The organism is Phenylobacterium sp. (genome assembly GCF_041913825.1).
GTDB lineage: Bacteria > Pseudomonadota > Alphaproteobacteria > Caulobacterales > Caulobacteraceae > Phenylobacterium.
This window is the reverse complement of the sequence record NZ_JAYSEO010000023.1, coordinates 54,611-68,467: the sequence shown is the minus strand read 5'-3', so window position 1 is coordinate 68,467 and position 13,857 is coordinate 54,611. Positions and strand designations below refer to the sequence as shown.

Genomic DNA, 13,857 nt, shown 5'->3' with positions numbered 1-13,857 from the left:
GTGCCCCGCGCGGGCGACCCGTCGCAACCCGCCGAGCAAGGACCCGGCGGCGCTCGGCGACGCCGGCGCCTCGCGCGTCCTGGCCGCCGCCCCGGCGCCGAACACGGCCGCCGCAGAAGTCGCGGCGCCCGGGACGCCGTCCCGGACGATCACGGTCTCCCTCGCGGAGCGGCGGCTGGTGGTGGCGGAGGGCGGCGCGGTGGTGCGCGAGATCACCGACCTCTCGTTTGGCCCCGGGCGCAGCACGCCGGTTGTCGAGGACGGCCGGCTCTCCACGTCCCGCAGGATCCGGAACTACCGCAGCCGCAAGTACAATGGCGCGCCGATGCCCCACGCCCTATTCCTGGAGGAGCATCCGGCGATCGCCTTCCACGCCGGCAACACCCGGACGAAATCCCACGGCTGCATCCGGCTGACGCCGGAGGACGCCGCGTGGCTGTTCGCTTGGGCCGGCCGAGAACCCGTCAGGGTGGACATTCGGCGCAGCTGATACGGCGCCGAGCCCCGCAGCGTCGCGCCTCCGCCCCTCGGGTCATTGCCTCCCTGAACGCCGCCGACAACCCTGGCCTCGCAGCCCAAGGCCATGCTCAGACTTGCGCTTCCATTCGGGACCTGACTCCACGCTCCGCATCGAGTCGAAGGTCCGCTGACGACCCATGTCGGACGATGCCTGCTATGCGTGCGCGGCGACCGGTAGACGGAATGGCGCGCCTAACCGGTTGAAGGCGTTTATGGCCGCGATCGTGATCGTGAGGTCCACCAGATCTTTCGGCTCGAACGCTGCCGATGCTGCGGCATAGGCCTCGTCCGACGCATGGGTATCGCTCACGCGAGTGACGTCTTCGGCCCAGGCCAGCGCGGCGCGCTCCATGTCCGAAAAGAGGTGCGGGACCTCATCCCAAACCGGAACGAGGGTGATCTTCTCGATGGACATCGTCTTCCGCAGATCGCGGGCGTGCAGATCGATGCAATGGGCGCAGCCGTTGATCTGCGACACCCGAAGAAACACGAGGTGGATCAGCTCCGGCGGCAGGTTCGTGCGCGCCGTGATGTAGTGGTGGACCCCGTAGAGCGCCTTCGCGCCTTCAGGGGCGACCTCGCTCCAGTTCAAGCGTGTCATCGGATCTCCTGTCATCCACGTCGACCGAAGACGTGCGGCAGATCCTGGTTGTGACATGGGGGGTGGCGGAGCCGTCATCTCGCTGTCGAAAGGTCAGCTTCGGGTCGGTAGCGGACGTTGGACGGGTCCGCTGTTGAGCCCCAACTCGGAGCCAATCGACCGCAGATGAGGTTCGCTTCGCCGCGGGCGAGTTCGACCTGTGTCGCTTAGCGGAGGATGACCCGTACAATGGTATCGGCTACGACGGCAGGGAGGGGCAAGCCCGGGTCGGCGTAGGTCGCGGCATTGGCCCGCCGCTCGGCGGGCGCCGCTTTCAGCACATCGTTGAGCCCCTCAAGGCGCACGAGCGTTGGAGGCGTTCATCACCGCCTGAACGTCCCGGTGGGCGCACCAGAAAGCCGAAGCGTTCGCCTGCAGCCGTCGACAGGAGCTTCGCTTCAGGCCGACCTCGAAGGCGTCGACCGTCTCCTTGCGCGTGGTGACCGGCTTCGGCCCTCGTCTGCGACCTGTGTGCGCCTGTTGAATCCAGCACGGGGACAGGGCGAGGGGAGCCTGCGGCCAGCGGGGCTCCAGCGAGGTCGTTCTCGGCAAGCAGGCTGGCGGCGCGTCGACGGCTTGCCGTCGAGCGGGCGCCCGAGCTCCGCCGCGGTCTCACCCAGGCTGAAGGCGCTTGGGGGCGGCGACGGTGAGTTCGGTGACCGCGGCTCCGGTGTTCAGGGTGCTCGCGGGTTCCACCATCATGACGACCGGTTCGTGGGTCAGCGAACGGGGGCGATGGCTGACACCTCGCGGGACCACGAGGAACTCGCCCTCGGCAAGTTCGACGGCGCCCTCCTCGAAGTCGATGGCGATCCGCCCCCTCAGCACGAAGAACGCCTCGTCCTCGTGGGGATGGTGATGCCATTCGAACATCTCCCCGAACTTGGCCACCTTGACCTGCGACTCGTTCACGTCGGCGACGATGTAGGGATCGAACGGCTGGGCGATCTGGCTGTCGACCGCCGGGACGATGGCGACTTTCCTGGGCAGCATCGGTCTCTCCTCCATTGTCAGGCCGTCAGTCCGCCTCGGCGTGACGGTCACGGCAGGCGCCTCAGCACGCCGCCGCCGACGATCGTGACGTGTCCGCCGACCCTGACTGAGCGCACCTCGCCCGGGTGACCATGCGGCTCCACTTCGATTCGGCTCGGCCGGCCTGTGAAGCGGCCCTGTTCGAGATGGAACCGCCGACCGGACTCCGCGCCGCAATAGCGCAGGCGGTAGGCCCCGACCGTGCCGGCTGCGCTGCCTGTGGCGACGTCCTCGATCAGGCCGTCGTTGTTCCAATGCCTGACCTCGCGCCGGTCTTCATCGAGCAGGACCGCGAACTCGGCGCCCGCCGCCGTCAGCAGCGGCGTGATATCTTCTCGGATGCGCGCCCTGGCCAGGGCGGAGGACGACACCGGCACGATCAGATAGCGCAGGCCGGTGCTGACCACCTGGGCTGGGAGGCGGGGATCGAGGTCGCCTTCCTCCAGTCCGAACGCCTGGGCGATGGCCCTCCGATCGCCCGCTTCGGACAGGAAGCTGGCGCTTCCCTGATCCAGGTCGGCGAAGAACCCATCCGCGCCGCGTTTGGTCTCCACCGTCACCGTTCGCGCGGCGAGCTCGAAGGTCCACTTCGCGGACAATCCGCGATCCCCGGCCTCGTGCAACGCCGCCGCCGCGCCGATGATGGGATGTCCTGCGAAATCAAGCTCGTCGCCGAGGTCGAACACCCGGGCCCTGTACGTCCCTTCGATCCCGGTCGCCGTGAGGAAGACGGCTTCGAAGTGCCGCAGTTCGCGAGTGATCGCCTGCATCTGAAACGGGACGAGCCCGCTGCCGTCCAGGAACACCGGAAGGCTGTTGCCGGCATAGGGATGCGGCGCGAACACGTCGACGTGGGTGTAGGCGAGACCCTCCATCAGTCACCTAGAGCTCTGCAGACAGGCTGGCCGCCAGGTCGGCGATGGCCGGCTCGTGACGCCGATAGAAGGTCCACCCCTTCTTGCGAGTGGCGACCAGCAGTCCCGCGTCCGTCAGCAAGGTGAGGTGCCGCGACGCCGTCGCCGCGGCGATGCCGAGGCGTTCGCGGATGAAGTCGGCGCAGACGCCATCGACGATCAGATCACCGTCGACCTGAGGCGGGAAGTTCCCCAGGGGGTCTTTCAGAAGCTCGAGAATGCTCAGGCGCACAGGACTGGCGATCGCCTTCAGAGCGTCCAGCCGCAGGCTCAAGCCGACTATTTCGTCGTTTCGCATAATAACGAAATACCAAGGTTGGGCGGGCGGCGCAAGGCGCAGGCGAGCGCCCGCTTGGCGACCCGGCCGAATAGCCGCGGGTGAGGCGGACCTGGGGCGCCTGTTGCGGCGAGAGCGGCACCACCAAGCCTCCGCGCAACGCGGCAGACGAAGGAGGCTTGCCACGCCGATCCCCGTTCTGGCACCACCAGGGGTGGTGAGAGCGTCGGAGTGCGGCGTTGGAGGCAGCAGAGGCGAGACGGGCGGCCGAGCGGCTGACCGCCGCGTTCATCGCGGATCTCAACGAGATCGGCTTTCTTCGCGGCGCTTCGGACGAAGGTCACGAGGCGCGATCCTCGATCGACGCGACGATCATGATCGCCATCACCCAGGCCAACGTCGAGCCGTTGCTGCGCGACCCGCAGCACCGTCGGGCCTACGACACCATGGACGCCCCGCCCCCCGACTCCGTGCGGCGTCCGGTGAGCACGCGCGCCGTGGCCGAGTCGATCGGCCTGCCGGCCGAGACCGTCCGGCGCCGGGTGAACCGCCTGGTGGAGCTCGGACTCTGCGAGCGGGTGCGGGGCGGGGTGGTGGTTCCCCAGCGGGTGCTGGCGTCGAGCCAGTACACCGAGCCGGCGCGGGCCAGCTGCGAGGGTCTTGGCCGGCTTTACGCGCGGCTGCGGGGGCTGGGCGTGCTCGACCCCCCGCGCCATCCCCAGCCGGCAATGGCGCCGTTCCCGTACCGCCTGGTGATGCGGATCTGGGGCGACCACCTGCTGCGGTCGCTGGAGACCGCCGCCCGGACGCTCGGCGGCCTGCTGCAGGTGATGCTGCAGCTCTCGATCCTCCGGGCGAACGGGGAGGGCGGCGGCGGCCGGCCGGTGACCGTGGCGGCCCTGGCGCGCCGGCTGGGCCTGCCGGAAGAGACGGTCCGACGCAACGCCGCGCGGCTGGTGGCGGAGGGACGGTGCCTGCGGACGTCGCGCGGGCTGCTGATGGCGCCTGACGTCCTGGAGCGGCCTGAGTGGATCGCGTTCACCTCGGCGCACCTGAACAACCTGCTGCGGTTCTACAGCGTGCTCGACGCCCGCGGGCTGCTCCACGCCTGGGAGATGGGACCAGGCTGATCCCCCATTCTGGGGCGCCGAGCCGCGGCGCAACCCCCATTCCGGGGCGCCCCGCCCCGCCACCCCCGCCGCCTGCATGTTAGCCGCGCTGCCGGTCAATCCGGTTGCGGGGGCAACAATGATCCAATTCATCGAGGAGCCGCGGGCGGGCGCCCGCGAGGTCGCGTTCGTGCTGTCGGACGTGCCCGATCCCGGCGAGCTGCTCGACGGCCTCCGGCCCGGTCTCGAGGCGCACCTCATCGACGCAAGCGCCGACGCGCTCGCCGCCATGGCCTCGGCGCTGGCCAGCGGGCCGCCGGCGGTGACGCTGCACCTGTTCAGCCACGGCGCGCCGGGTCGCCTGCGGCTTGGGGCCGGCGAGCTCGACGAGGCCCTGTTGGCGGAGCGGCCGGCCGTCGTCTCGGGGCTGGCCGGCGGACTGGCCCGCGGGGCGCAGGTCCTGCTGTACGGCTGCGGGGTGGCGGAAGGGGAGGCGGGGCGCGCCTTCCTGCGCCGGCTGGCCGGCACGCTCGACGCGCCGGTGGCCGCATCGGTCACGGCGACGGGGGCGGCCGAGCAGGGCGGCGACTGGGACCTGGGCTACTGCGTCGGAGAGGTCACCGCCGCCGCCGCCCTGCGGCCCGAGGCGGCCGCCGGCTACCGCGGGCTCCTAGGCGCGCCGCAGGTGACCATGCCGATCGAATTCCCCGACGTGGTGGTCGGCCAGGCCTACGCCCTGCCGGACATGACCGTCTCCGATCCGGACGGCGGCGAGCTGAAGGTCACGCTCACCGCCGTCGGCGGGACGATCGGCGGCGCCGTGGACCAGGACCCCGCAGAGGAGGGCCTGCAGCTCCGCGGCGCCGCCGAGGTGTTGAACCCGGTGCTCGCCGGCCTAACCTACACGGCCACGGCCAACGGCCTCGCCACCTTCCAGATCACCGTCTCGGACGGGACGGAGAGCCAGCAGGCCAGCCTCCTCCTCTTCGCCAGCGGCGGGAACGTCGCGCCATCCATCCACGGCGTCGACAACCCCGGCGCTCCGGTCTCCGTGGTGGCGGGGCAGGCGACGCCGCTGCCCGACTTCACCGTGAGCGATCCCGACGGGGACGTCCTGACCCTCTCCCTCCTGCCGTGGTGGGGGACGATCGGCGGCCTGACCGACAGCGACCCCACGGCCGATGGGATCCAGCTCACCGGATTGGCGAGCGAGATCAACGCCGCGCTCGCGGCGGCCACCTTCAAGGCCGACGAGGATGGTCCGGCGTCGATCCAGTTCCAGTTGAACGACGGCCATCAGGACCTGCCCACCTGGGGCTGGTTCTTCATGGAGGCGGGGGGCGGCAACAGCAAGCCGACGATCTCCGGCCTCACCTTGGACGATGTGAAGGTGCGGGTCGGGCGCCCCGGGGCGCTTCCGGACTTCACGGTGGCCGATCCCGACGGGGATCCGCTGACCGTCACGCTGGCGCCCGGCAACGGCGTGATCGGCGGGGTCACGGACGACGACCCGACGACCGCGGGCGTGCAGATCACCGGCTCAGCCGATGCGGTGAACGCCCGCCTCGCCCACGCGACCCTCACGGCCGCCAAGAGCGGGGTGCAGGTGATCCGCGTGGAGGTCAGCGACGGGCGCGTCGCGGAGCCGGAGATCACCTGGATCAACGTCTTCGCGAGCCCGAACAACGCGCCGACCATCAGCGGCGTGCCGGCCACGACCTCCGACGTGACGGTCGGGGCGGTCGCCGCGCTTGCCGACGTCGGGGTGGGCGACAAGGACAACGATCCCCTGAGCGTGACCTTGACCGCTCACAACGGCGAGCTGGTGGGCGTCGAGGACGCGGACCCGCTCCGGGCCGGCGTGCAGCTCACCGGCGCCGCCGCCGACATCAACCCGGCGCTGGCGGCGATGGGCTTTCGAGCGACGGCGGCGGGCGCGGCGTCCGTGGAGATCAGCGTCGACGACGGCCTGGTGGCGAACCCCGTCAAGAAGACCCTGGCCCTCACGGCCAAGGACCCGGAGCCGCTCGCCCCGGTGCTGGACGGGGTGGGGCGGGCCGCCAGCTTCGTCGAAGGCGGCTCCGCGGTGGCCCTTGAGCCGGTGGTGACTCTCGCCGACCCGGACAGCGCCACGCTCACCGAGGCCCGGGTGGTGATCACCAACCCCCAGCCCGGCGACGAGCTGTTCCTCGCCGAAGGCGCTGGCGGCGGGGCGATCAGCGCCCAGTACGCGGCGGCCACGGGGACGCTGGTGCTCACCGGGCCGGCGACCCCTGCGCAGTTCGAGGCGGCGCTGCGCGGCGTGTCCTTCCGCAACGGCCTGGGGGAGCCCGTCGCCGGTGAGCGGAAGATCGAGATGGTCGTACGCGACGGCGTCACGAGCTCGCAGACGGTCCTCACCCGTGTGGTGGTCACCGGGGTCAACGACGCGCCCAGTGGGCTGGACCATACGCTGACGCTGGCGGCCAACAGTTCCGTCACGCTCGGGCCCGAGGCCTTCCCGTTCGAGGACGCGGAGGGCGACGGCCTGCAGTCGGTGGTGATCACGGCGACCCCTGCCGGCGGCGCGCTCCGCCTGGACGGCGTGCTGGTCAAGCCGGGTCGAGAGATTCCGCTCTCGGACCTGGCTGCCGGCAAGCTGGTCTTTGTGCCGGCGCCGGGAGGTTCCGGCGGCCCCTATGCGAGCCTGACCTTCCAGGTCCGTGACACGGCGGGGGCGTTGGCTGCCGAGGACAGCAAGCTCACGTTCAATGTGACCCCCCCGACGCCCGAGCCCGAGCCTGAGCCGGAACCGCCGCCGCCGCCGCCGTCCGCGCCGCAGACGGTGGACGGGGTCCCGGTGGGGACGAGCACGAGCACGAACCCCGACGGCTCGGTGCAGCAGACGGTGACGGTGCCGATCGTCACCTCGGGCCGGCAGGAGAGCGTCGGCGGCAACACGGTGGCGGACATCCCGCTGGTGCAGGCGGGCGGCGCCCCGGTGCTCACGGCCCAGGTGCCGACCGGCTTCGGCCTGCAGGTCTCGGGCCTGGCGCAGCCCAAGCCCGCCCCCGACCTGCTGGGCGAGCTGATCCGCGAGATCCAGGGCCGCACCTCCCCGGGCTCTGCCGACCAGGCGTCGCTGACGGGCGGCGGGACCGGGTTCCTGTCCGCCCTGCCGTCCGACACGCCCCTGCTGGTGCAGACGGTGACGCCCACCACCGCGCCGGGCGGGCCGGCGCCGAGCCAGCCGCTGGTGATCCAGGGCTCGATCGATGCGGGCGCGCCCTCGACGGCGCTGGTGATCGACACCCGCAGCCTGCCGCAGGGCGCGGTGATCGAGCTGCAGAACGTCGACTTCGCCGCGGTGATCGGCGCGGCGCGGGTGACGGGCGGCGAGGGCCGGCAGGTGGTGTTCGGCGACGGCGCGGCCCAGTCCATCGTGCTGGGCGCCGACGACGACGTGCTGCGCGGCGGGGCGGGCGACGACACGGTCGGCTCGGCGGCCGGCGACGACCGGCTGTTCGGGGACGACGGCGACGACGTGGTGTTCGGCGGCGCCGGCGCCGACCTCGTCCACGGCAACGCCGGAGCCGACACCGTCAATGGCGGCGACGGCGGCGACCTGGTCTACGGCGGCAAGGGTTCCGATCGGCTCTGGGGCGACGCGGGGGGCGACACCGTCAGCGGCGACCTGGGCGAGGACTTCCTGCAGGGTAATGCGGGGGCCGACAGCCTGGACGGCGGGGAGGGCGCCGATACTGTCCATGGCGGCCAGGATGGCGACGTCGCCTGGGGCGGGGCCGGCGACGATGCGGTGTCCGGCGACTTCGGCGACGACGCGGTCCATGGCGGCCAGGGGAACGACACGGTGCGCGGCGGCGAGGGCGCCGACGTGGTGCGCGGCGGCCAGGGCGCGGACCTGCTGCGCGGCGAGGCCGCCGATGACTGGCTCTCGGGGGACCTGGGCGACGACACCCTGGCGGGTGGGGCGGGCGCCGACACCTTCCATCTGTTCGCCGGCGCGGGCGCGGACCTGGTGCTCGACTTCGACCGGGGCCAGGGGGATCGCGTGCAACTGCTCCCCGGCCAGGCCTACAGCCTCTCCCAGGTGGGCGCCGACACGGTGATCGACCTGGGCGCCGGGACGAAGATGGTTCTGGCGAACGTCCAGCTTGCGGGGCTGGACGTCGGCTGGATCCCGGGCGGCTAGGACGCGCCGCCCGGGGGCGGGGACCGGCCGCGCCCCAGCCCCGGCCGGTCCCCCGCCGCGGCCGCACCAAGGTCAGTGAGCGCCGCCTTCGGAGCGGCCGTCGCGATGATGAACGACCTGCGCGCCGCACGTCGGCGCGACGGCCGCATCAGCGGCGTCTCGTCGGCCCGGGAAAGGCTAAAGGGCTGTGCTGACGGTGAGGACGAAGCGGCGCTGCCGGGGATCTCCATAGCGGCTGTAGGCCGGGCTGTAGGGGGCGTTGGTCCCGTAGACGGGAGTGAGGGCGAAGCGGCTCTCCCGCGGGGGCGCCTTGTCGAACACGTTGACGACGCCGAGATCGACGCGGAGATCCCGGCGCGCGCCCTGGACCGGGACCGCGCCGCGCCAGCCGAGATGCAGGTCGAGGTAGGACTGGGCCGGCACCTCGTCGTCCCCCTGGATCCCGGCCGCCAGCGCGATCCCGTCTGCGAACTGGCCGGCCGGATAGATCCGGTAGCTGCCGAAGTACTGGAGGCTGGCGCCGACGCTGAACGGGCCGCGCGACCACTCGGCGCCGGCGACGCCGCGCCAGCGGAGCGGCCGGCCATAGTAGCCGGCGACCTGCAGCCCGTCGCGGAACGGCGCCGTCTGCGTCTGGCGGATGTAGTGTGAGCCCTCGGCGTAGAGCCGCAGGCCCTGGTCGCCGCGCACGAGGGACCAGGTGACGCGGGCGTCCAGGGTGTCGATCTTCAGCCCGGCCGTGCTCTCCGGCCGGACGTCGAGGACGGTGACCGGACCGGCCGTGAAACCCCGGCCGCGGTCAGTGTCGCCGAGCGGGCCACGGACGACGCGCTCGGGCCAGGCGGCCTCCTGGGCGAGCACCAGCTCGGCGGTGGGGAAGAAGACCTCGCGGGTCTTGCGGATACGCGAGTAGTCGAGGGTGAGCTCAGGGCCCCGCGGCCCGAAGGGAGCCAGCAACAGGCCGGCCGAGGCGGTGCTCACCCGCACCGTGTCGAGGTCGGGGTCGCCGCAGCAGCGCAGGGTGTAGGTGGGCGGGGTGGGGGCGCCGACGCCCCCGCGCTGCGGGTCGTTGAGCGCGGTGCGGGTGGTGCTGACCTGTTCGATGAGGCTCGCCAGGGACGGGGGCGTCTCGCCGGTGGCGTAGCTGCCGCGCAGCAGCAGGCCGGGGAGCGGCCGGACCTTGGCGCCCACGGTGTAGGCCGTGCCGGCGAACTTCGCGCGCAGCTGGCCGGCCGCCGGGTTGCGCGGGTTGCGCGCGAAGTCGCTTCGCTCCCTGTCGTGCCGTACGGCGACCTGCACCTCCAGTTCGCGCAGGAGGGCCGGCGCCGCAGCGCCGAGGAGGGGCGCCCTGAGCTCGCCGTAGAGCGAGGTGGTGAGGTTGCTGCGAGCCGCGATCGTCTGGCTGGAGTGGACGCCCAGCGTGCCGGTGAGGCTGACGTAGGACGGGGCGTGCTCGCGTCGCCCCTCCGCGAGCAGCGTCAGGGTGGAGACGCCGCCCGGCGTGCGGAACAGCGGGCCGGCCAGCCGCAGCGAGGCGTCTCGGAACCGGTTGGTGAGGGTCTGGGCGCTTGTCGACACCCGACGCGTGGCGAGCAGCGCCGCCTGGAACCGCCGCCAGTCGCCGAACGGGTTGAGGTCCGGGTCGCGGCCGTTGAAGTTCGGGTCGGGCTGGACCTGTGTCTGGTCCTGTTCGCTGGTCGCGCCGCCGACGGCGAGGTCGGCGTTGGCGCGCCAGCCGCGCGGCAGGGGCGCCACCAGGCCGGCCGAGTAGCGCGTGGTGTCCAGGCGGGTGCGTCGGTCCAGCCGGAATCCGGCAAGCGGGAAGGCCAGCTCCACGCTGTGCTGGAAGGGATTGTACGGCGACTGGGCGTTCAGGATCAGCAACTGGTTGTTGAACTCGCCCACGTAACGGCCGCGGCTGCTGAGCACGACGGCGTCGAGATAGGCCTCGAAGCCGCCATCGAAGCGGTGGCGGAGGTTGGCCAGCAGGGCGCTGGTCTGCGGCGTCGACATCGCCCAGCTGGTCGCGGCGCCGGCGGGCAGTTCGGTGTCCGCGCGGCCGGCGTTGCGCGCCAGCGCCGCGCCGACCTCGGCCGGCGCCCCGGAGAGCCCGGGCGGCAGGTAGGTGAAGCGACCGTCGAACACGCCGCCGCCGAACTCCGGCTTGAGGCGGAACACCGTGCCTGGGCCGTTGAGGTTGCGGACGAACAGCGAGTCCCCGTTGGGCCGCAGCGAGAGCAGAGACAGCGGGGCGTTGGCGGTGCTGAGGGCGAGGTCCGCCTCCAGGTAGCCCCGATCGCCGGCCAGCAGGGGCTCGGACCAGGTGCGGCCGGCGAACAGCATGACGTCCGTCCGGCCATCGCCGCTCGTATGGCCGATGCGGCCCTCGAGGCCGAGATGCCGCGCATCGCCCCGGGACGCCATGCCGCCGGTGACGTGGAGCTCCGCCCCCTGGCGGGCGCGATCGATGACGACGTTGACGACCCCGCCCAGGGCGCCGAACCCGTGGATCCCGCCGGCCGCGCCGGTGAGGATCTCCACCCGCTCGATGGCGTGCAGCGGCACGGCGCTGAGATCCGCCTGCCGGTAGCCACGGAGCGGCGCGGGGGCGCTCGGCAGGCGCCGGCCGTCGACGAGGGAGAGGGTGCCGGTCTCGCCGAGGCCGCGCAGGTCGATGAGCGACTGGGCCTCGCCGCCGAGCTCCTGGGTCGGGCGGATGGCTGTGGTGTTGGCCGGCACGCGGCTGCTGAAATAGTGATCGAGACTGTCGCGGTCGGCCTGCAGGACCTGCAGCCCGGTGACCACGCGATAGGGCTGGATGTCCGTCTCGAGGCGGCGGATGTCGGCGTTCTGGCTGCGCCGGCCGACCACCAGCAGCTCGGGAACGGTCGCGGGCTCCGGCGGGTCCGCCGCCCCGCTCCGGCGCTCGATGACGAAGGCGCCCGCCCCGGCCGGGCGCGCCGCCAGCCCCGTGCCCTGGAGCAGCATCCCGATGGCCGCCTCTGGCGACATGCGCCCGCGCAGCGGCGGCGCGCGCAGGCGCGCCACATCCTCGGCGTCGAACAGCAGGTCGACGCCGGTCTCGCGCGCAAGCTCCAGCAGCGCGTCCTGCAGCGCGCCCCCGGCCACGTCGACGGGCAGGGCGCCGCCCTGCGCGCAGGCGGCGCCCGGCGCCGTGGCCAGCAGGGCGCCGCAGGCCCAGCTCAGCAGCGACCGTCGCATTCCCGTTCAACGCCCCCTGGTTGGCCGCCTCGGGCCTGGTCCGCCCGCGCGCGCCGGCTGGCCGTCAATCTACCTGAGACTCGCGATCGGGGAACGCGGTTATTGTATAGTTCGGATCGGCTGTTTCGCGCGCAAGCTGTCGAAGGGGGGCGATGCTTCCGAATAGTTGTGCTGTACTGTCGCGCCGGACGTCGCAGGCGCCGCGCTGGGCGCCTCGGGGCCGCGCACCGCGCCGACGCCGGCCGGCCGGCCATCGCGAATTTTCGCCGACCGCATTGAGTATTTCGCCGCGGCGCGCGACCCTGGGACCATGGCGATGGCGGACGTCCCGGCGTGCGACCCGAGGCCCGGCGAGGGGGCGGCCGCGCGCGGCCGCGCGCCCGGCGGGATGACGGGCCCGGCCGTGGCCGAGCAGGCCCGACCCTTGCGGCGGGCGCTGGCGCGCTACTTCGCCAGCCGGATCCCGGACGGCGCCGAGGTGGACGACCTCGTGCAGGAGGTGTTCGCGCGCCTGGCGGCCCGCGACAGTGAGGCCCCGATCGCCCACCTGTCGGCCTTCGTCTTCCAGCTCGCGGCCAACGTCCTCGCTGACCGCGGCCGGCGCCGCTTCGCGCGGCATGCCGACGCGCATGTGCCGTTCGAACCGGAGCGGCACGCCGAGCCAGACATCGACCCGCACCGGATCCTGGCCGCTCGCCAGGACCTCGAGGCGGCCACCCGCGCCCTCCTGCAGCTGCCGGAGCGGACGCGGACGATCTTCCTGCTGCACCGCCTCGAGGGCCGCCGGGCCAAGGAGATCGCGGCCCAGCTCGGGATCTCCGTCAGCGCCGTGGAGAAGCACATGATGCGCGCCCTGCAGCACCTGAGCGCGATGCGGACGGAGCGCGGCCGATGATCGAGGCGCTCACCCTGCAACGCCTGGAAGCCCTGGAGCCAGACGCCGCGGCCGCCCTGCTGGCCTACCGCCAGGGCGAGGGGGCCGCCGCCCTGGACGCGGGCGTCCTCGCCGCCTGGCTGGAACGGCCGGAGCACGCGGCCGCCTGGGCCCGGATGCAGGCCGCCTGGGCGGACTTCGACGCGGTCGGCGACGACGAGATCGTCGAGGCTCTGCGGGACCATGCCCGGCGGGCTGGGCCGGCGCGTCCGGCGCCGGCGGCCGGCTGGCGGCGCCCGGCCGCCGCGGCCGCGGTGGCGCTGGCCCTGGGCGCCGGGCTGATGTGGGGCCTGGCGCGTGGACCCCAGGCGCCTTCCGGCCCCGGGGCGGCGCATCGCCCGCCGCCGGCGGCGGGGCGGCTCTACGAGAACCTGGCGACGGTCGCGGAGAGCCATGTGCTCGCCGACGGTTCGCGCCTGGTGCTGGCGAGCGGCAGCGCCGCGCAGGTCGCCGCGGGGCCGACGCGCCGGGAGGTGGCGCTGCTCCGGGGACGGGCGTTCTTCGACGTGGCGCGGGACACGCGCCGGCCGTTCGAGGTGCAGGCCGGCGGCTACCAGGTGCGCGCCGTGGGCACGCGCTTCGACGTGGCCGTGACCCCGGGCTGGATCGAGGTGGTGCTCTTCGAGGGGCGGGTGGCGGTCGGCGCCGGCGAGGCGGGCCTCCCGGTGCGCCTCGAGCCGGGCCAGAGGTTCGTGGCCCAGGCTGGCCGTCGCCCGCAGGTGGGGCCCGCGGATCTCGAGGCGGCCGGCGCCTGGCAGGCCAGGCAGCTGGTGTTCGAGAACGTCACCCTCGCGGAGGCGGCCACGCAGCTCAACCGCTATGGCCCGGAGCGCCTGATCGTCCGCGACCCGCGGGTGGCGCAGCTGCGGATCAGCGGCCGGTTCCGCACCGGCGACCTCCGGCGCTTCGGCCGCGCGCTGGCGCTCCTGCACCCGGTGCGCCTGGAGCCCCGGGGCCCCGGGACCTGGGAGGTGGTGGCGGCCCCGCGCTGAGGTTTTCGTCCGGAGGGGGTGAGGAT

10 protein-coding genes are annotated in these 13,857 nt (G+C 73.0%); 5 read left to right on the top strand and 5 right to left on the bottom strand.

What is annotated here, in order from left to right:
- Positions 1–490, top strand: a 490-nt coding sequence (locus ACE3Q8_RS18070) for a L,D-transpeptidase (protein WP_374471690.1), incomplete at its 5' end; no start/stop codon positions are given.
- A 183-nt stretch (positions 491–673) separates the two neighbouring features.
- Here ACE3Q8_RS18070 and ACE3Q8_RS18065 read toward each other — a convergent pair.
- The 4 genes from ACE3Q8_RS18065 to ACE3Q8_RS18050 form a co-directional block, all read right to left on the bottom strand.
- A complete protein-coding gene (locus tag ACE3Q8_RS18065) occupies positions 674–1,120 on the bottom strand; it encodes a carboxymuconolactone decarboxylase family protein (RefSeq protein ID WP_374471689.1) in 447 nt (148 codons plus the stop codon).
- Between the two features lie 651 nt (positions 1,121–1,771).
- Positions 1,772–2,152 carry a cupin domain-containing protein gene (locus ACE3Q8_RS18060; protein WP_374471688.1) on the bottom strand — a complete coding sequence of 127 codons (381 nt, stop codon included), beginning with the start codon at positions 2,150–2,152 and terminating at the stop codon, positions 1,772–1,774.
- 47 nt (positions 2,153–2,199) lie between these two features.
- Positions 2,200–3,066 carry a PhzF family phenazine biosynthesis protein gene (locus ACE3Q8_RS18055; protein ID WP_374471687.1) on the bottom strand — a complete coding sequence of 289 codons (867 nt, stop codon included), beginning with the start codon at positions 3,064–3,066 and terminating at the stop codon, positions 2,200–2,202.
- A gap of 7 nt (positions 3,067–3,073) precedes the next feature.
- Entirely contained in the window at positions 3,074–3,379 is a 306-nt protein-coding gene (locus tag ACE3Q8_RS18050; protein ID WP_374471686.1) for an ArsR/SmtB family transcription factor, read from the bottom strand.
- 242 nt (positions 3,380–3,621) lie between these two features.
- On the opposite strand from ACE3Q8_RS18050, the gene ACE3Q8_RS18045 reads away from it, so the two are divergent.
- Both ACE3Q8_RS18045 and ACE3Q8_RS18040 read left to right on the top strand, forming a co-directional pair.
- A complete protein-coding gene (locus ACE3Q8_RS18045; protein WP_374471685.1) occupies positions 3,622–4,512 on the top strand; it encodes a DeoR family transcriptional regulator in 891 nt (296 codons plus the stop codon).
- A 118-nt stretch (positions 4,513–4,630) separates the two neighbouring features.
- A complete protein-coding gene (locus ACE3Q8_RS18040) occupies positions 4,631–8,683 on the top strand; it encodes a DUF4347 domain-containing protein (RefSeq protein WP_374471684.1) in 4,053 nt (1,350 codons plus the stop codon).
- Between the two features lie 177 nt (positions 8,684–8,860).
- Here the strand turns inward: ACE3Q8_RS18040 and ACE3Q8_RS18035 are convergent, their stop codons facing one another.
- Complete coding sequence (locus ACE3Q8_RS18035) at positions 8,861–11,905, bottom strand: TonB-dependent receptor (protein ID WP_374471683.1); 3,045 nt, start codon at positions 11,903–11,905, stop codon at positions 8,861–8,863.
- Between the two features lie 316 nt (positions 11,906–12,221).
- Between ACE3Q8_RS18035 and ACE3Q8_RS18030 the strand changes: the two genes are divergently transcribed.
- Positions 12,222–12,800 carry an RNA polymerase sigma factor gene (locus ACE3Q8_RS18030; protein WP_374471682.1) on the top strand — a complete coding sequence of 193 codons (579 nt, stop codon included), beginning with the start codon at positions 12,222–12,224 and terminating at the stop codon, positions 12,798–12,800.
- Positions 12,797–13,831 carry a FecR family protein gene (locus ACE3Q8_RS18025; RefSeq protein WP_374471681.1) on the top strand — a complete coding sequence of 345 codons (1,035 nt, stop codon included), beginning with the start codon at positions 12,797–12,799 and terminating at the stop codon, positions 13,829–13,831. The genes ACE3Q8_RS18030 and ACE3Q8_RS18025 overlap by 4 nt, the downstream gene beginning before the upstream one ends.
- Positions 13,832–13,857: the final 26 nt, after the last annotated feature.

Excerpts from the sequence above, each read along its gene's own strand:
- ACE3Q8_RS18025 (WP_374471681.1), top strand. The coding sequence starts at position 12,797 with ATGATCGAGGCGCTCACCCTGCAACGCCTGGAAGCCCTGGAGCCAGAC.
- ACE3Q8_RS18055 (WP_374471687.1), bottom strand. The coding sequence starts at position 3,066 with ATGGAGGGTCTCGCCTACACCCACGTCGACGTGTTCGCGCCGCATCCC.
- ACE3Q8_RS18060 (WP_374471688.1), bottom strand. The coding sequence starts at position 2,152 with ATGCTGCCCAGGAAAGTCGCCATCGTCCCGGCGGTCGACAGCCAGATC.
- ACE3Q8_RS18040 (WP_374471684.1), top strand. The coding sequence starts at position 4,631 with ATGATCCAATTCATCGAGGAGCCGCGGGCGGGCGCCCGCGAGGTCGCG.
- ACE3Q8_RS18030 (WP_374471682.1), top strand. The coding sequence starts at position 12,222 with ATGGCGGACGTCCCGGCGTGCGACCCGAGGCCCGGCGAGGGGGCGGCC.
- ACE3Q8_RS18035 (WP_374471683.1), bottom strand. The coding sequence starts at position 11,905 with ATGCGACGGTCGCTGCTGAGCTGGGCCTGCGGCGCCCTGCTGGCCACG.
- ACE3Q8_RS18065 (WP_374471689.1), bottom strand. The coding sequence starts at position 1,120 with ATGACACGCTTGAACTGGAGCGAGGTCGCCCCTGAAGGCGCGAAGGCG.